Genomic DNA, 17,132 nt, shown 5'->3' with positions numbered 1-17,132 from the left:
CACAAATTTTGTCCCGTAACTCCCCCGGAATCTGCATCTCACGGTGGAGTGCCTTTCCCATGGCACGCGGGAGATTCCTATGTCCTTCGGTCTGTACGCCTTCGGTTACCTCATCGTCATTGCGGGTGTCGCTTATATGGCGCACCTCATGCACCTCCCGCAGCATTGGATCGGCGCCATCGTCGTCGTGCTGCTCGGCATCGGCATCGTGACCGGCGTCCAGAACACCCGCGCCAAAGACCCAAACTAGTCCCTGTCCCAGGCAGGCGCACGCTGCGTTTAGACTGGAGGTGTGGATACTCCAACCAACATCTCAGCCAGCACCTCGACCATCGTCATCCTGGACTTTGGCTCGCAGTACACGCAGCTCATCGCCCGCCGCATCCGTGAGTTCAACGTCTTCTCCGTCGTCCTGCCCTGCACCACGCCGCTCGACCAGATCAAGGCCCTCGCCCCCATGGGTCTCGTCCTCTCCGGCGGCCCCAACTCCGTCTACGATCCCGACGCCCCCGCAGCCGATCCCGCCCTCCTCAAGATGGACGTACCCATCCTCGGCATCTGCTACGGCCTCCAGTTCATCGTGCATCATCTAGGCGGCAAGGTAGAGAGCGCCGCGCAACGCGAGTACGGCCACGCCAGCGTAGAAGTCATCCGCGAAACCAAACTCTTCGCCGGCCTCCCCGGCACGCTTGATGTCTGGATGTCCCACGGCGACCACGCCGTAGCCTTGCCGCCCGGCTTTGAGCGCACCGCCGAGACCGCCAACGCAGTCGCCGGCATCGCCGACGAAGATCGCCGCATCTGGGCCGTGCAGTTCCACCCGGAGGTCGCCCACACCCGCCAGGGCATGGAGCTTCTCCGCAACTTCGCGCTCGACATCTGCGGCTGCGAGGCCAACTGGACTCCCGAGCACTTCATCCAGACCACCATCGAGCGCGTCAAAGCCCAGGTCGGCACCGGGCACGCCATCTGCGGCCTCAGCGGAGGCGTCGATTCGTCCGTCGCCGCCGTCCTCGTCGCACGCGCCATCGGCGACCGCCTCACCTGCATCTTCGTCAACAACGGCGTCCTCCGCAAAGACGAGTTCGCCAAAGTCCACGCCACCATGCGCGAGCAGCTCGGCCTCAACGTCGTCGCCGTCGATGCAGCCGACCGCTTCCTCACCAAGCTCGCCGGAGTCACCGACCCCGAGACCAAGCGCAAGGTCATCGGCGGCGAGTTCATCTCGGTCTTCGACGACGAGGCCAAGAAGATCTTCGAGGCAGAAAAGTCCGCAGGCGAAGAGATCGCATGGCTCGTCCAGGGAACCCTCTACCCCGACGTCATTGAAAGCTCCAGCGTCAAAGGCCCGTCGCAGACCATCAAGAGCCACCACAACGTCGGAGGCCTGCCCGCGGACATGAAGCTCAAGCTCATCGAACCCCTCCGCGACCTCTTCAAGGATGAGGTTCGCCGCATCGGCCGCGACCTCGGCATGCCGGACGAGATCATCGAGCGCCAACCCTTCCCAGGCCCCGGCCTCGCCGTCCGCATCCTCGGTGAGGTCACAGCAGAGCGCGTCGCCATCCTGCAGGAAGCCGACGCCATCGTCGTCGAAGAGATCAAAGCCGCCGGCCTCTACCGCAAGGTCTGGCAAAGCTTCGCGGTCCTGCTGCCGGTCAAATCCGTCGGCGTCATGGGAGACCAGCGCACCTACGCCAACACCTGCGCCATCCGCGCGGTCGAAAGCGAAGACGGCATGACGGCAGACTGGGCGCCGCTCCCCTACGAAGTCCTCCGCAAGATCTCCAGCCGCATCGTCAGCGAGGTCCGCGGCATCAACCGCGTCGTCTACGACATCACCAGCAAGCCACCCGGCACCATCGAGTGGGAGTAATCAGCTAGCCGGCTTCAGCCGCGTCACCTGGGTAGCCTCCGTCTTCAGAACGATCCGCGTATTCCGTGCAAAGGCCGTCTCCTTACCTCGCGCGAAGTAGGCTCGGTACATCGAGACCGCCGCTCCATAAGCCCCGATCGCTCCAGACACGGCCGCCTGCCGCGAAGCCGTCCCAATGATAAACCCGATCAGCCCCAGGCTGTTCGAAGCCAGCGCATTCTTGCCGAACTGCTCGCCCGCATCCGCATCCCGGTCATGGTGCAGCGGCAACGCAGCCAGCGCCGCATAGATCAACGGAGCCACCTTGTTCGTAGGCTCCGGGGCCACATTGCCCTCGGAGTCCATGGCGAGTTGCTGCGGTGTCTTCGCATCGGCCGCCGCCATCGTCGTGCGCACGTTCTTCGGCGCTGCTCCCGGCAGGGTCAGGGTCGTAAACGTGAACCGCAGCTTGCCCGTATGGGAGAAGCGTCGCGCCGGCTGCGCTTGGGTCACCGTACCTGTCAACACAGCTCCCTCAGGCACCGCCAGCGAGCCGTCCGCATTGAAGATCGGCACCGCCACCGTAGCCTTCACAGGCTCGCCTACATGGGAGGTCGCGGAGCTGATCGGTTCATCCAGATACGCCTGGATTAACCACTTCGGCCTCTCCTCCGGAGCCTCCTGCGCCAGCTTATCCGGAGCCGTTAGCCGATCAAAAAAGTCTGGCAGGTGGTTGTTCTCAGCCTCAGGCGTAACAGCGACAAGGGCCAGCATAGCGGAGTCGGCAGGAAGCTCCAGCGGCGCGGTCGTCGTAACCGTCCACGCAGTCCCTTGGTCGATCCGCTGCGGATGATACGGAAGCTGGTTATAGAGCAGTTGCTTCAACCGGTCGCCCCGCCCCGGCGCAGTGTAGAAGAGCGCCTGGTTCCGGACGCTGGCCTTCACCACCTGGTACTGCTGCCGGATGATCCCGCCGCGCTTGGGCGGTCCGGGAGTCAACCGGAAGATCGGCGCGCCATCCGTAGCGGCTGAGGTCGCCAGCGGCAGGGAACTGCCATTCTTCAGCAGGATGGAGGTGAACTCCACCACCGGCGTTCGGAACGGAGTGAAATCGGCGCTGAAACGCGCATAGACTCGCCGTCCATGATCCGGATTCAGTGACAGAACGAGCCCCAGGACGATCGTGTGCGCTGGCAGCACCAGCTTATTGTCCACGTAAACCGGATACAGCAGCTCGGAACGCAGCGTCTCACCCGCAAGCATCGGAAGATGGACGGGGATCGCAACGGGAAGGGGAGTGCCGGCAGGTAGAGTGACCTGCGCACATGCGGAAACAGATAGGGAGAGCAGGATTCCAGCCACGCGAGATTCAAGAGTCATCCCATTCCACTCTACGCAACGGACCTTAAGTCAACCTGAAGACGCGAAGGCACTTAAACAGTGAAGCGCCGAGCCAACAGCCTCGGCGCTTCACTGATCCAGCCCTTGCTTAGCCCAGTTCAGCCAGGCTGTTCGCCCCAAACTTCGTGTACCAGGGGGTCGCTGCCTTCAGCGCCTCGTTGACGTTTGAGATGTTCTCCACGCCCGTCGTCTCCAGCCATTCCTTGAACGCCGCCGCGCCCTGCTTCGCGTAGATCACGATGCCGTCTTTCCAGGTCGCGCGTCCGCACAGCACTCCGTTGAACTTCGTGCCGGACTCGGCAGCCAGCGCCAGCGTCTCGATGAACACTGGATTCGAAACGCCCGCCGAAAGATAGATAAACGGCTTATGCGTCATCGTCTCCGCATCGCGGAAGTGCTGCAGAGCCTCAGCGCGGGTGTATGCCTTCTCGCCCTTGAACGCCTTCGTGCCTTCCACGTAGCTCATCTCAACCGGCACTTCAACCTTCAGCACATCGACGTTGTACCGTTCCTTGCCAAACTCCGCCATCGAGCCCGAAACGATCAGCGGCTTCTTGATCGCATAGGCCAGCGACTTCTCATCCCCGCCTTCAGCGTCATAGCCCACAAACTCCAGGAAGAACGGAATATCGTGCGCAATACACTCATCGCCGATCCGTTCGATCCAGGCATGCTTCAGATCGTTGATCGCAGTCTTCTCAAACGGCGAGTAGTACAGCAGAATCTTCACGCAGTCCGCTCCAGCCTCCTTCAGCCGGCGGACACTCCACACATCCAGCAGGTCCGGCAGCCGTCCCGGCGTAGCCGAGTCATACCCGGTCTTCTCATACGCCAGCAGCAGCCCGGCGGAGTTGCGGTTCTTTGAAGCCTCCAGCCCAAACTCCGGGTCCAGAAGGATGGCGGAAGCATGGCGCGTCAGCACCTCCGTCACCAGCGTCTTGAACTCACCCAGCGCAGCCGAGTCGATAATCCCGCCGCGTTCCTTCGCAAGCGACTTCTGCAGCGATCCACGCTGATCCATTGCGGCGGCGGCGATCACGCCTCGTGCATCCGATACGGCCTTCAGGCCTGCGAGTTTTCCTGGTGTCAGCTTCATGGGGCTTTCTTCTCCTGGTATCGATCAAGCAGTAATTGATTCGTAAATGAGCGGCGGAATCCGCAATAAGCCTAGAACCTCATTTTACATAGCTCCCACGCACGCCCGGTTACAAAGACCGATTATCGCCGCAACCCGCCCCTCAAGCCCCACTCTTGCGAGCCAATCCCAAACAATCGACGACAATAAGTCATGCGCAAACCCCTCCTAGCCCTGGCCGTCTCCGCCTTCGCCATCGGCACCTCCGAGTTCATCATCATGGGCCTGCTCCCGGACCTCGCGCACAGCTTCCAGGTCAGCATCCCCAAGGCCGGCATCCTCATCTCCGGATACGCCCTCAGCGTCACCCTCGGCTCGCCCTTCCTGGCCCTCGCCCTCGCGCGCCTCGACCGCAAGCGCGCCCTCCTCATCCTCATGGGCGTCTTCATCGCCGGCAACATCCTCTGCGCCCTCGCCCCCACCTACTCCCTCCTGCTCGTCGCCCGCATCCTCACCGCCCTCTGCCACGGAGCTTTCTTCGGTGCCGGCAGCATCGTCGCCGCCAACCTCGTGCCCAAATCCGAGCGCGCCCAGGCCATCGCTCTCATGTTCAGCGGCCTCACCATCGCCAACGTCCTCGGCGTCCCGGCCGGCACCGCCCTCGGCCAATGGCTCGGCTGGCGCTTCGCCTTCTGGGCCCTGGTCCCCATCGGCGTCATCGCCGCCATCGGCCTCTGGAAGATGGTCCCCAGCCAGCCCGCCGAGATCATCCACCTCAAACACGAGTTCCACGCCGTCCTACGCCCCCAGGTCCAGCTCGTCCTAACCCTCAGCACCTTGTCGTCAGTGGCCCTCTTCTGCGTCTTCGCCTACATCGCCCCCATCCTCGAAGCCGTCACCCATCTCCCCCCGCACATCGTCTCCTGGGTCCTGGTCGTCTTCGGCGTCGGCATCACCCTCGGCAACCTCATCGGCGGCCGCCTCAGCGATTGGAAGCCCATGGGCGTCATCCTCGGCGGCATGGCCACCCTCATCGTCCTCTTCCTCCTCATGCCCCTCACCCAACCCCACGCCGCTGCCGAGATCGCCATGGTCTTCGTGTGGGGCTTCGTCCACTTCGGCGCCGGAGCCCCCCTGCAGGCCCGCATCGTAGACCGAGCCAAAGGCGCACCCAACCTGGCCTCCACCCTCAACCAGGGAGCCTTCAACCTCGGCAACGCCCTCGGAGCAGCCATGGGCGGCCTCATGCTCACCTACGGCCTCAGCTACCAGCGCCTCCCCCTCGGAGCCGCCGCCGTCTGCTGCCTCGCCCTGGCAGTGGCCCTCGTCGCCCTCAAGCTGGAACGCAACGAAGCCCGCGACGCCCTGGGCGCAGAGGTCTCCCTCACGTAGTTTCCACAGCAATCAATTGAAAAGGTTTGGCGTCCCCGACGGGATTCGAACCCGTGTCATCGCCGTGAAAGGGCGGTGTCCTAGGCCTCTGGACGACGGGGACGCGATAAGCACACGCAGCCCACACTGCATTTGCTCCATCTCCAAAGTTACTCAATCTTCGCCCCCATGTCAAAACATCCGCTCCCTTCCGAACCCTTTTCCATCTAAACTGGCAAAGCTCTAAAAATCAGTCGCTTCGGTCGCCCCTAGCCGCCTCGGCAAAACGCCAGCCATCCGGTCAGCAGACCAGCTTCCGCCCGGACCACAAGCCCCACCGGTCCAAGCCCTCAGGAGAATCACGTTGCAAACTCCCCGCCTCCGCATCCTTATCGCGACCCTCACTCTCTCGCTCACCGCCTGCAAGTCCGCCCCCCCGGCCGCCCCACCCGCCATGCAGGCCATGCCCGTCGCCGTCGCCCCCGTCGCCCTCAACCCCGTCCCCACGGGCGACACCTACGTGTCCACCATCAAGTCCCGCCGCACCGCCAACATCCAGCCTCAGGTCGATGGCAACATCACCAGGATCTTCGTCGTCTCCGGCCAGTCCGTCGCCGCCGGCCAGATGCTCATGCAGATCGACCCCCTCAAGCAGCGCGCCGCCGTCGATCAGCAGATCGGCTCCCAGGCCCAGTTCAACGCCACCTACCAGTTCAACCAGGCTGAGGTAGAGCGCCAGCGCAAGCTCTTTGAGGCCGGCATCACCTCCCGCCAGGCCTACGACACCGCCGTCCAGAACTTCCAGAACTCCAAGGGTGCCTACCAGGCCGCCGCCGCCGGCACCTCCACCCAGAAGGAGCAGCTCGCCTACTACCAGATCCGCGCCCCCTTCGCCGGCATCATCGGTGACATCCCCGTCCACCAGGGCGACTACGTCTCCCCCACCACCGCCCTCACCACGCTCGACGAAAACAAGGACCTCGAAGCCTACATCTACATCCCCACCGAGCGCGCCGCGCAGATCCACCCCGGCCTCCCCGTCCAGATCGTAGACGCCAACGGCACAATCCTCGAGCGTTCCACCATCTCCTTCGTCTCCCCGCAGGTCGATAATGGCATCCAGGGCATCCTCGCCAAGGCCACCATCCCCGCCGGCTCCAAACTCCGCAACCAGCAGGTCGTCAACGCCCGCGTCATCTGGACCTCCGCCCCTCAGCCCACCGTCCCAGTCTTGGCCGTCACCATGATCGGCGGCCAACCCTTCGTCTACATCGCAAAGGCCCAGGGGGCAGGCTTCATCGCCCACCAGGTCCCGGTCACCCTCGGTGAAACGGTAGGCAACAGCTACCCCGTAACCTCCGGCCTCAACCCCGGCGACCGAGTCGTAGTCTCCGGCCTCCAGTTCCTCGCAGAGGGTGCCCCCATCAAACCCCTCGGCTAACCCCAACCGCTCCACCCAGCCCCCCCACCCGCGGGTCATTCTGAGCGCAGCGAAGAACCTCCGTAGTTGCCGTTGAAGTTGCCGTTGAAGTTGCCGTTGCCGTTGAAGTTGCTGTTGCCGTTGAAGTTGCTGTTGCCGTTGAAGTTGAAGTTGAAGTTGCCGTTGCCGTTGCAGTGCCGTTGTAGTTGTAGTTGCTTTTGCCTTTGTTAGTTTTGGTCGTCATTCTGAGCGAAGCTCAGAACCTCCGTATTGAGCTTTTGTAGTTGTAGTTGTAGTTGCCCTTGCCGTTGTTAGTTTTGGCCGTCATTCTGAGCGAAGCTCAGAGCCTCCGTATTAAGCTCTTGCCGTTGCTTGTGCTGTTGCAGTTCCTGATCCCTAGTCCCTGATCCCTGATCCCAAGCCCCACCCGCACTCCAAGGAACCCGTCCAGTGGTCGAATTCTTCATCCGCCGCCCCATCTTCGCAACCGTCTGCGCTCTCCTCATCGTGCTGGCCGGCGCAGTCTCCCTCCCCACGCTCCCCATCTCGCTCTACCCCGAGCTCGCACCCCCGCAGGTCATCGTCGCCTGCAACTACGTCGGAGCCAACTCCTCCACAGTCGAGTCCGCCGTCACAGTCCCCTTGGAAGAAGCCATCAACGGTGTAGAGGGCATGCGTTACATCTCCTCCACCAGCTCGAATGATGGAACCAGCACCATCACCATCACCTTCCAGACCGGTTACTCGCTCGACATCGCAGCCGTAGACGTACAAAACCGAGTAGCCACCGCCCAGGGCCGTCTCCCCGCCGTCGTCAACAACACCGGCATCAGCATCACCAAGGCCAACTCCAACTTCGTCCTCGCCGCCGGCTTCGTCTCGCCTGACCACTCCCTCTCGCCCGCCTTCATCTCGAACTATTTGGACGTGTATGTCTCCGACGCCCTCAAGCGCGTCCCCGGAGTAGGCGCAGTCGTCATCTTCGGCGAGCGCAAGTACGCCATGCGCATCTGGCTCGATCCCACCAAGCTCGCCGCCCGCGGCCTCACCCCGCTGGACGTCAACAACGCCCTCGGCGAGCAGAACATTGAAGTAGCCGCCGGACAGCTCGGCATCCCGCCCTCGGACCCCAAGCAGGCCTACCAGATGGCCGTCCGCGTCGTCGGCCGCCTCTCTGATCCCAGGCAGTTTGAAAACATTATCATCAAATCCAATGCAGCCAGCGGAGCAGGAGCCACCAACCCCGTAGGCACCGGCATCGTCCTCCTCAAGGACGTAGGCCGTGCGGAACTGGGCGCGGAAACCTACAACACCAACCTCCGCTTCTCCGGCAACGACGCCGTCGGCCTGGGCATCCAGCAGCTCTCAAACGCCAACGCGCTTGATGTAGACAAGCGCTGCCGCCAGGTCCTCGCGGACCTTGAAAAGTCCTATCCTCCCGGCCTCAAGGGCATCATCGCCGTAGACACCACCACCGTCGTCTCGGACTCCATCAAGGAGGTTGAGTCCACCCTTGCGGAAGCCATCATCATCGTCATCGTGGTCATCTTCCTCTTCCTCCAGGACTGGCGAGCGACCATCATCCCGGCCGTCACCATCCCCGTCTCGCTGATCGGCACCTTCGCCTTCATCAAGATCTTCGGCTTTTCGATCAACTCCCTCACGTTGTTCGGAATCACGCTGGCTACCGGCCTAGTAGTAGACGACGCCATCGTCGTCATTGAGAACGTCCAGCGCCACCTTGAGGAAGGCGTGCAGGACCCCATGGAGGCCACCTCCATCGCCATGCGGGAGGTCACCAGCGCCGTCATCGCCACCTCGCTCGTGCTCATCTCGGTCTTCGTCCCGGTCAGCTTCTTCCCCGGCACCACCGGCATCCTGTACAAGCAGTTCTCCCTCACCATCGCCTTCTCCATCGCCATCTCGGCCTTCAACGCCCTGACCTTGTCCCCTGCGTTGTCCGCAATCCTCCTCAGAAAAGAACAGCACAAGACCGGCATCCAGGGCTTCTTCCTCAACCCCATCGATAAGGCCATCAAGAAGCTCATCAGTTGGTACGCCGTGGCCGTCACCTTCGCGGTGAAGATTCGTTACGCCGTCCTCATCGTCTTCTTCGCTGGCCTCGCTGCCACCGCGTATGAGTACACCCACGTCCCCACCGCCTTCGTCCCGCAGGAAGACCAGGGCTACTACCTCATCATCATCCAGACCCCTCCCGGCGCATCGCTCGCGTACACCGCTGAGTTCGCAGACCGCGTCAGCCAGGTCATCCGGAATGACGATGACGTCTTCGGCACCTTCTCCGTCATGGGCTTCTCGCTCTCCGGCGGCAGCTCGCCCAACTCCGGACTCATCTTCGCCCCGCTCAAGCCCGTTGACGAGCGCACCAAACGCGGCAACGGCCACTCCGCCCATGACATCGTCCTCCGCACCTCGCCCAAGCTCTTCGGCGTCCCCGGCGGCATCGCCTTCGCGGCAGAGCCTCCCGCCATCAACGGCATCGGCACCGTCGGCGGCTTCCAGTTCATCCTTCAGGACGGTGGCCGCAACACCTTCGGCGATATCGACCGCATCGCCCACCAGATCGTAGGCCAGGCCCGCTCACCGTCCTCCGGCCTCACCAACCTCAACACCACCTTCACCGCCAACGATCCGCAGATCTACGTCACCATCGACCGCCAGAAGGCTGAGGCCATCGGCGTCCCGCTCTCCCAGATCACCGCCGCCATGGGCACCTACATGGGCTCCAGCTACATCAATGACTTTGACTTCAACAACCGCTCCTACCGCGTCTACGTCCAGGCCGATCAGCAGTTCCGCCGCAACGTCCAGGACCTCCGCCAGTACTACGTCCGCTCCAACTCCAACCAGATGATCCCGCTCGATAACCTCGTCGCCATCAACGAGACCTCCGGCCCCCAGGTCATCAACCACTACAACCTCTTCCGCTCCGCAGAGATTGACGGCTCCCCAGCCCCCGGCCTCAGCTCCGGCCAGGGCAACGACAACATGGTCAAGCTCTTTGAGAAGAACAAGCTTCAGGGCATGACTTACTCCTGGACCGGCCTCGCTCTTGAGGAAGTCGAGTCCAGCGGCAAAGCCATTGTCATCTTCGGTCTCGGCCTCCTGGTCGTCTACCTGACTCTCTCAGCCCAGTACGAGAGCTTCACTCTGCCGTTCATCATCCTGCTCGCCGTCCCCACCGCCATCCTCGGAGCCCTCGGTCTCGTCTCCCTCCGCGGCATCTCGGATGACGTCTACGTGCAGATCGGCATGGTCATGCTCATCGGCCTCTCCGCCAAGAACTCCATCCTCATCGTTGAGTTCGCGGAGCAGCAACTCGGCCTCGGCAAGTCCATCATCGACGCAGCCATCACCGCCTCGGAACTCCGCCTGCGCCCCATCCTCATGACCAGCAGCGCCTTCATCCTCGGCGTGCTGCCTCTCTACTTTGCCACCGGAGCCGGAGCCTACGGCCGCCACTCCGTCGGCACCGCCATCGTCGGCGGAATGGTCCTCTCCACCGTCCTCAACCTCTTCTTCATCCCCGTCCTCTACGTCATCCTCAAAACCTTCCTGGCCACCTTCACCCGCACCAAGCCCGTTCGCACCACCTAACCGGGTGCCCCATGTCCCGCTTCTGGGACGTGGGTTGGAGGACACAGAACCTCTCCAAAAACCCCTAACCGTACTCACCAGTACGGCGCACGTTGGTGGCCATTCAACAATTAAGCATGGTCCAAAACCACAAAACCCGCGCCAATCCAGCACTTCACCACAGCAATGTACCTCAAAACACCATGCATTTGTGGTGAGAACGTGGTGATTTGTGGTGCAAAACCACCCCATTCGGGCAATCACAGCGCAATGTGGCATCATACGAACTCAGTGCAAGGAGGTCATGATGCGTCCCACGTTTACGCTCGGCATCGAAGAGGAATACCAGACAGTTGACCCCGAATCACGCGACCTGCGCTCCCACATCGCCACAGAAATGCTCGAACAGGGCAAACTACGCCTCGAAGAACGTGTTAAAGCCGAGCTCCACCAGTCCGTCATCGAGGTAGGCACCCGTATTTGCAACAACATAGAGGAAGCCCGCGAAGACCTCTACGACCTCCGCCGCAACATGATCGGACTAGCCGACGAGAACGGCCTCATGCTCGTCGCCGGTGCCACCCACCCCTTCGCAGACTGGCGTTCGCAGGAGATCTACCCCGATCCCCGCTACGACCAGGTCGTAGCCGACCTCCAGCTCGTAGCCCGCGCCAACCTTATCTTTGGCCTGCATGTGCATGTAGGCATTGAAGATAGGGAAGCCGCCATACGCGTCATGAACTCCCTCCGCTACTTCCTCCCCCACATTCTGGCCCTCTCCACCAACTCCCCTTTCTGGCTGGGTATGGACACCGGCTATAAGTCCTATCGTGCCAAGGTCTTCGAGAACTTTCCCCGTACCAACCTCCCGGATTCCTTCGCAAGTTACTCAGAATTCGAGAATTACGTCGATCTCCTCATCAAAACCAATTGCATCGACAACGCCAAAAAACTCTGGTGGGACGTCCGCCCCCACCCCTTCTTCGACACCATCGAGGTCCGCATCTGCGACATTCCCATGCGCGCCGAAGAGACAATCGCCATCGCCGGCCTGATCCAGGCCACCGCCTGTAAGTTGTGGAATCTACACTCCAAAAACCTCGATTATCGCCAATATTCACGCGCGTTGTTGATGGAAAACAAGTTCCGCGCCGTCCGCTACGGCCTCGACGGAAAGCTCATCGACTTCGGCAAACAGCAGGAGCTCCCCGCCAAAGACCTCATCCGCGAGTACCTGGTCTGGGTCGACGAGGTGTTGGACGAACTAGGCAGCCGCAAAGCCGTCGAATACATCCACCAGATGCTCGATCAAGGATCAGGCGCGGACCGCCAACTTGCGGTCTTCCGTGAGACAGGAAGCCTGCCGGCTGTGGTCGATTACATGGCGCGGGAGACCAAAGTCGGACTTTGGTAAGTCTTTCGGTGGCCTGAAACAGAGCCAAATACCACTTTCTACTGAGGTTTCCAGTATCCTGTAAAGATGCTGGTGAAGGGTGTGAATGACATGGTCGAGCAAGTTTTAACAGAGCGGACAAGTCGAGTAGAACGGACCGATCTGCGCAGTATTCCGTTTCCAGCAGAGTTCTCCGAAGGCGCACACAATGCGGTTACGACCTGCCTCCAGATTCAAGCCGATGAAAAGGTCACGCTGATCACGGATCGAAAGTGTGTGACGATCGCCGCGTCGATGGCAGTTGAACTCGATCGCCTGGGCTGTGCCTGGAACGCTTTCGTGCTCGAAGATGTTGCAAGCAGACCGCTCGACGGCATGCCAGAGGTGGTGCTTGAGGATATGGAAAGCTCTCAGGTGAGCATCTTCGCGGTGGAAGTCCAGCCGAATGAGCTACGTAGCCGGATGCAGATGACCGACGTCGTCAATCGCCGGCGCATGCGCCACGCGCACATGGTGAATATCACCCCGGAGATCATGACGCAGGGGATGCGCGCAGATTTCAACGCTGTCGACCGATTAAGCCAAGCGGTCTTGGATAGAGTTCGCAAAGCGACGTATGTCCGTGCCACCACTCCCGCTGGTACCGATCTCCATGCGCAGATGGACCCCGACTATCGCTGGTTCAAGACCAGCGGTATCATCAGCCCGGAGAAGTGGGGCAACCTTCCTGGAGGGGAGTGCTTCACAGCGCCCGGAGAGGTCAACGGCGTGTTTGTCGTCGATGGAGTCGTTGGAGACTTCCTATGCAAGGAGTACGGACTCCTCGAAGATCAGCCTCTGACGATCCACATTGAAGGGAACCGGATCACGAAGGTCAGTTCCGCGAACAAGAAACTGGAGAAGGACTTCTGGGCTTATACGCATACTGACAAAAATTCAGATCGTGTGGGTGAGTTTGCGATCGGCACAAACATAGGCGTGGAGCGCGTGATCGGAAATATTCTGCAGGACGAGAAGTTTCCTGGAGTTCACATTGCGTTCGGAGATCCTTACGGAGCTCATACCGGCGCAAAGTGGAAGTCATCAACTCACATTGATGTGGTGGGGCTGCGCTTCAATATCTGGCTGGGCGATGCTGAAGGTGAACACCAGATCATGCGGGATGGCGAGTTTCTGATCGACGCGTAAGGGGGCCGGATGCTTCAGCCGTTTCGTAAGAGCTTCAATGAGGAGCAGTTCTCCGCTGCTCGTTATGCAGCGTTGAAGGAGCGACTCGATCTTCGAACGAGAACGAAGATCGAATTCCGAGTGTGCGAGACGCCGTGTTTTTTTCCGGCGGAACTGCTGGAAGAGATGATCGAGACCGGACGTATCCTCACCCATCAGCTCATCGATAGCGCTGAGTATATGAAGCGGTCTGGGGAGGCTATTCCGAGCGCGTATCGGGTGCCCAACGATAATCCTCGGCCGAACTTCATGACCGTGGACTTTGGGCTGGTACGGGGGGGCGATGGCAAGCTGACTCCGACGTTAGTCGAGTTGCAGGCCTTTCCTTCCATCTATGGGTACCAGGACGTTCTGTGTGAGGAGTATCAGCGCGTCTATGGGCTGGATGAGCGACTTCAGTGTCGCCTGGGTGGCCTCAGTGGCGATGAGTACTGGAAGCTGCTTGGCCAGACGATCGTTGGGGATCATGCGGCGGAGAATTCAGTCCTGACCGAGGTTGAACCTGAGGGACAGAAGACTCTCCCTGACTTTCATGTGTATGAAGATCGGCTTGGGATCACGACGGTAGACATCGCCAAGCTCAAGAAGGAAGGCAACAAGCTCTTCTATCAGAAAGGCGGCAAGTGGATTCGGATTGAGCGAATCTTCAATCGCGCGATTGTGGATGAGATTGAGCGGAAGGGGGTCACCCCGGCGTTCGACTATCGGGATGAGTTGGATGTGGAGTGGGCGGGGCAGCCGAACTGGTACTTCCGGGCGAGCAAGTTCTCCTTACCGTTCCTGGATCATCCTTCTGTGCCGGCAGCGGTGTTTCTGGATGAGTGGTTCGATGGGGTTGGGCGGGAGCGGCTGCCTGCTGATCGGGAGAGCTTGCTGCTGAAGCCTCTGTACTCGTTTGCGGGCAAGGGGATTCAGTTTGGGCCGAGCGATGCTGAGTTGGCATCGATCCCGGCTGATGAGCGGCATCTTTATCTACTGCAGGAGCGGGTTCGATTTGAACCTGTGATCGATACTCCTTTCGGGATGACCCAGGCTGAGGTTCGGATCATGTATGTGTGGCCGGAGGGGGCGGGGGAGATGCGGGCGGTGAACAGCCTGGTGCGGCTGGGGCGGGGGTTGATGATGGGGGTCGATCATAACCGGAACCAGGAGTGGATCGGTGGGTCGGCCGCCTTCATCCTTCCGTGAGCGTACGAAGGTGATTTGATGTACCACCTAACGGGGATGGATCGGATGTAACGGTGCGGTAAACTTCTTTCGGCGGCGGTTCTCCACGGAGAGCCGACCTCTAACGGATAAAGGACACCATGGCCACTTTGGTAACGACGGACGCTCCGGACCAGGTACGCACGGCGGTACGGTTTCCGATGCGCCTCTCGCTCATGATTCACACGGGCACAGGGGAGATGGAAGCTACGACGGAGAACATCTCCGCGAATGGCATCCTGTTCACCGGGCCGCATCTGCCGGCCGTGGACGATCGGATCGAGTTTACGATCACGATGCCCGCGAACGTGATGGGCACGCCTGAGGATCTTTCGATTCAATGCACGGGACGGGTGGTACGGCACCAGAGCCATGACGGCGAGACGCAGGCAGCAGCGATCATCGATGAATATCTGCTGAGGGTGTGACGGGATGACGGTAATTGATATCAGTTCGACGGAACCTCTTGTAATGGAAGAGGGGGCGCGTGAGGGTAATACGGCTATTCGAATGATCCTGGCGGACTCCCAGGCGATCTACCGCGTGGGGATGCGCAAAGTGTTCGCGCTGGAGGATGACATCCGTGTCGTCGCGCAGGCAGAGACGCTTCAGAATCTTTATGCAGCGTTGCAGCGGTTTCCCACTGACGTTGTCGTGCTGGAAGGTCAGTTGATTTCGGGTACGGTGGATGCGATTCCAGAGCTGGTGCGGCGCGCGCCTGAGGCCAAGCTGATCGTTCAACTTTCCGAGAGCGATGAGGCGAATACGGTGGAGCTTTACCGGCGCGGGGTGCGGGGGGTGGTGCCCCGGTCGATCTCTCCGGATCTGCTGATCAAGTGCGTGCGCAAGATTGCGGCGGGCGAGACGTGGATCGATAACCAGTCGGTGAGCTGGGTGATCGAGGCGTATCGGGCGCAGGCGACTTCTTTGACCGGTCCGCGGACGCAGCCTAAGCTGTCCAAGAAGGAGCTTGCAATCATCGGGTGCATCACGCGCGGGATGCGCAACAAGGAGATCGCTTACCAGATCGGGACGACCGAGCAGGTGATCAAGAACTATCTGCGCAAGGTATACGACAAGCTGGGCGTTTCCGACCGGCTGGAGCTGGCACTTTACTGCCTGCATCATCAGCTGTTGAAGAAGTACAACCAGGAGGCCGAGGATACGATCCTGGCGAATGGGACTCATCAGGGTCAGTAGACAGTTGGGGCAAAGAAAATGGGTCCGGCGAGTATGCTCGCCGGACCCGTTTTCTTTGGAGACAGGATTACTTGCCCATCTCGATGTCGATGGTGAACTTCACATCGTCGCCGAGCATGGGGGCGGTGTACTTCTGGCCGAAGTTGAACTCAGCGCGGTGGATGACGCCGGAGGCGGAGAAGCCGCTGACGGTCTTGCCGCCCATGCCCTTCTGGGGTGCGGCGGGGCCGTCTACATCCAGGGTGACGGGCTTGGTGACGCCGTCAAGGGTGAGGTTGCCGGTCATCTTGAGCTTGCCGCCAACGTTGGTGAAGGAGGTGGACTTGAACGTCATGGTGGGGAACTGGGCGACGTTGAAGAACTCGGCGCTCTTGAGGTGGTCGTCGCGCTTGGGCTCGTCGGTGTTGACGGTGGTGGTGTCGATGGTGGCTTCGACGGAGGAGTGAGTGATGTTCTTCTCGTCGAGGTTGATGGTTCCGGTGACCTTGTGGAAGGAGCCGCGGACGTTGGAGACGCCGAGGTGGCGGATCTCGAAGTTGACGCCGGAGTGGGCGGAGTCGATGGTCCAGGCGGTGGCCTGAGCGTGGGCGGCGGTGCTGAGGGTGAGGGCAGCGGCGAGGAGGGTGGCGGTGTTGAGGAGCTTCATGTTGGTGCCTTTCAAAATCTCGGATGATGTGCCGTTCCATCGTAGCGTGCTATTGCCAGGTTGAGAACGGTTGGTTGGCATTTTGATGTTGCACCACCTACCGGGGTTCTTTTGTTTGGAATTTCTTTTGGGTGAGTGTGAGTACCCCCCCCTCCCCCCTGTTTGGTCCCAAAGTCTTCAAAATAAATGAGTTAGGTCTGGACTTCCGATTTGCGGCCTGGGGATGATGATTTGGGTGGAAGCAGCCTGCCTTGTGCACGCTTTTTCTTCTACTTCTATTTTACCAAGGTAGATGGGGGGAATACGCCATTTATTTTTGGTCCGTAAGAGACTTGTAATGAGGGGGTTACGTGAAATTCGCGGGGGCAGGGGGCTTGACAAGCGATTTTGCTGGCGTTCTCTTGAAAAATAGTTGTAAGTGGTTCATTTTGAGCTGGTTATGGTTGGGCGGGCCGGGGCTAAAGCCCGAGTTTACGGCGGCTTTGACGGTGGGCTGAAGCCCACCTCTAATCCGAACAGCAACAGCAACAGCAACAGCAACAGCAACGGCAACGGCAACAGCAACAGCCACAGCCACAGCCACAGCAACAGCAACAGCAATAGCAACAGCAATAGCAACAGCAATAGCAACAGCAGCAGCAATAGCAACGGCAACAGCCACAGCCACAGCCGAAGCAACAGCAATAGCCACAGCCATAGCAATAGCAAAGGCCAATGTGGTGATACGCGCTCTGGATGCTA

At 60.6% G+C, this 17,132-nt stretch carries 14 protein-coding genes and 1 tRNA gene; 10 read left to right on the top strand and 5 right to left on the bottom strand.

Features of this window, described 5'->3' with window-relative positions:
• The first annotated feature begins 79 nt into the window (after window positions 1-79).
• Both ACIX9_RS26420 and guaA read left to right on the top strand, forming a co-directional pair.
• Window positions 80-250: a hypothetical protein gene (locus tag ACIX9_RS26420; RefSeq protein ID WP_013580475.1), complete on the top strand. Its 171-nt coding sequence runs from the start codon at window positions 80-82 to the stop codon at window positions 248-250.
• Window positions 251-292: 42 nt separating this feature from the next.
• Entirely contained in the window at window positions 293-1,876 is a 1,584-nt protein-coding gene (gene guaA, locus ACIX9_RS10550; RefSeq protein ID WP_013580474.1) for a glutamine-hydrolyzing GMP synthase, read from the top strand.
• Here the strand turns inward: guaA and ACIX9_RS10545 are convergent, their stop codons facing one another.
• Together ACIX9_RS10545 and ACIX9_RS10540 are read right to left on the bottom strand one after the other, a co-directional pair.
• Entirely contained in the window at window positions 1,877-3,235 is a 1,359-nt protein-coding gene (locus ACIX9_RS10545) for a hypothetical protein (RefSeq protein ID WP_013580473.1), read from the bottom strand.
• 109 nt (window positions 3,236-3,344) lie between these two features.
• Entirely contained in the window at window positions 3,345-4,352 is a 1,008-nt protein-coding gene (locus tag ACIX9_RS10540) for a tagatose 1,6-diphosphate aldolase (protein WP_013580472.1), read from the bottom strand.
• Window positions 4,353-4,544: 192 nt separating this feature from the next.
• On the opposite strand from ACIX9_RS10540, the gene ACIX9_RS10535 reads away from it, so the two are divergent.
• Window positions 4,545-5,723 carry an MFS transporter gene (locus ACIX9_RS10535; RefSeq protein WP_013580471.1) on the top strand — a complete coding sequence of 393 codons (1,179 nt, stop codon included), beginning with the start codon at window positions 4,545-4,547 and terminating at the stop codon, window positions 5,721-5,723.
• Window positions 5,724-5,750: 27 nt separating this feature from the next.
• Here ACIX9_RS10535 and ACIX9_RS10530 read toward each other — a convergent pair.
• A tRNA-Glu gene (locus ACIX9_RS10530) sits at window positions 5,751-5,826 on the bottom strand.
• Between the two features lie 240 nt (window positions 5,827-6,066).
• On the opposite strand from ACIX9_RS10530, the gene ACIX9_RS10525 reads away from it, so the two are divergent.
• The 7 genes from ACIX9_RS10525 (at window position 6,067) to ACIX9_RS10495 (ending at window position 15,745) form a co-directional block, all read left to right on the top strand.
• Window positions 6,067-7,143 carry an efflux RND transporter periplasmic adaptor subunit gene (locus ACIX9_RS10525; protein WP_013580470.1) on the top strand — a complete coding sequence of 359 codons (1,077 nt, stop codon included), beginning with the start codon at window positions 6,067-6,069 and terminating at the stop codon, window positions 7,141-7,143.
• A gap of 429 nt (window positions 7,144-7,572) precedes the next feature.
• The gene (locus tag ACIX9_RS10520) at window positions 7,573-10,740 is read left to right on the top strand and encodes an efflux RND transporter permease subunit (RefSeq protein ID WP_013580469.1); all 3,168 of its coding nucleotides are present in this window, start codon (window positions 7,573-7,575) and stop codon (window positions 10,738-10,740) included.
• 286 nt (window positions 10,741-11,026) lie between these two features.
• Entirely contained in the window at window positions 11,027-12,133 is a 1,107-nt protein-coding gene (locus tag ACIX9_RS10515) for a carboxylate-amine ligase (RefSeq protein WP_013580468.1), read from the top strand.
• Window positions 12,134-12,199: 66 nt separating this feature from the next.
• A complete protein-coding gene (locus ACIX9_RS10510; protein WP_013580467.1) occupies window positions 12,200-13,300 on the top strand; it encodes an aminopeptidase in 1,101 nt (366 codons plus the stop codon).
• A gap of 9 nt (window positions 13,301-13,309) precedes the next feature.
• On the top strand, window positions 13,310-14,527 hold the full coding sequence (locus ACIX9_RS10505; RefSeq protein WP_013580466.1) for a hypothetical protein: 1,218 nt from the start codon (window positions 13,310-13,312) through the stop codon (window positions 14,525-14,527).
• A gap of 119 nt (window positions 14,528-14,646) precedes the next feature.
• Entirely contained in the window at window positions 14,647-14,973 is a 327-nt protein-coding gene (locus ACIX9_RS10500) for a PilZ domain-containing protein (RefSeq protein WP_013580465.1), read from the top strand.
• 43 nt (window positions 14,974-15,016) lie between these two features.
• On the top strand, window positions 15,017-15,745 hold the full coding sequence (locus tag ACIX9_RS10495) for a response regulator transcription factor (RefSeq protein WP_232298687.1): 729 nt from the start codon (window positions 15,017-15,019) through the stop codon (window positions 15,743-15,745).
• Window positions 15,746-15,812: 67 nt separating this feature from the next.
• Here ACIX9_RS10495 and ACIX9_RS10490 read toward each other — a convergent pair whose 3' ends face one another.
• Both ACIX9_RS10490 and ACIX9_RS26415 read right to left on the bottom strand, forming a co-directional pair.
• On the bottom strand, window positions 15,813-16,391 hold the full coding sequence (locus tag ACIX9_RS10490) for a YceI family protein (protein WP_041597046.1): 579 nt from the start codon (window positions 16,389-16,391) through the stop codon (window positions 15,813-15,815).
• A gap of 346 nt (window positions 16,392-16,737) precedes the next feature.
• Window positions 16,738-17,106 (bottom strand): hypothetical protein, encoded by a 369-nt coding sequence (locus tag ACIX9_RS26415; RefSeq protein ID WP_198152080.1) that lies wholly within the window; start codon window positions 17,104-17,106, stop codon window positions 16,738-16,740.
• Window positions 17,107-17,132 lie beyond the last annotated feature (26 nt).

This window comes from Granulicella tundricola MP5ACTX9 (assembly GCF_000178975.2).
Classification (GTDB): Bacteria; Acidobacteriota; Terriglobia; order Terriglobales; family Acidobacteriaceae; genus Edaphobacter; species Edaphobacter tundricola.
The sequence above is the reverse complement of the archived record's forward strand: the minus strand, read 5'-3'. Positions and strand labels throughout refer to the sequence as shown.

Coding starts and splice junctions, on each gene's coding strand:
- ACIX9_RS26420 (WP_013580475.1), top strand. CDS start 80: ATGTCCTTCGGTCTGTACGCCTTCGGTTACCTCATCGTCATTGCGGGT.
- ACIX9_RS10545 (WP_013580473.1), bottom strand. CDS start 3,235: ATGACTCTTGAATCTCGCGTGGCTGGAATCCTGCTCTCCCTATCTGTT.
- ACIX9_RS10540 (WP_013580472.1), bottom strand. CDS start 4,352: ATGAAGCTGACACCAGGAAAACTCGCAGGCCTGAAGGCCGTATCGGAT.
- ACIX9_RS10535 (WP_013580471.1), top strand. CDS start 4,545: ATGCGCAAACCCCTCCTAGCCCTGGCCGTCTCCGCCTTCGCCATCGGC.
- ACIX9_RS10515 (WP_013580468.1), top strand. CDS start 11,027: ATGCGTCCCACGTTTACGCTCGGCATCGAAGAGGAATACCAGACAGTT.
- ACIX9_RS10510 (WP_013580467.1), top strand. CDS start 12,200: ATGCTGGTGAAGGGTGTGAATGACATGGTCGAGCAAGTTTTAACAGAG.
- ACIX9_RS10505 (WP_013580466.1), top strand. CDS start 13,310: ATGCTTCAGCCGTTTCGTAAGAGCTTCAATGAGGAGCAGTTCTCCGCT.
- ACIX9_RS10500 (WP_013580465.1), top strand. CDS start 14,647: ATGGCCACTTTGGTAACGACGGACGCTCCGGACCAGGTACGCACGGCG.
- ACIX9_RS10495 (WP_232298687.1), top strand. CDS start 15,017: ATGGAAGAGGGGGCGCGTGAGGGTAATACGGCTATTCGAATGATCCTG.
- ACIX9_RS10490 (WP_041597046.1), bottom strand. CDS start 16,391: ATGAAGCTCCTCAACACCGCCACCCTCCTCGCCGCTGCCCTCACCCTC.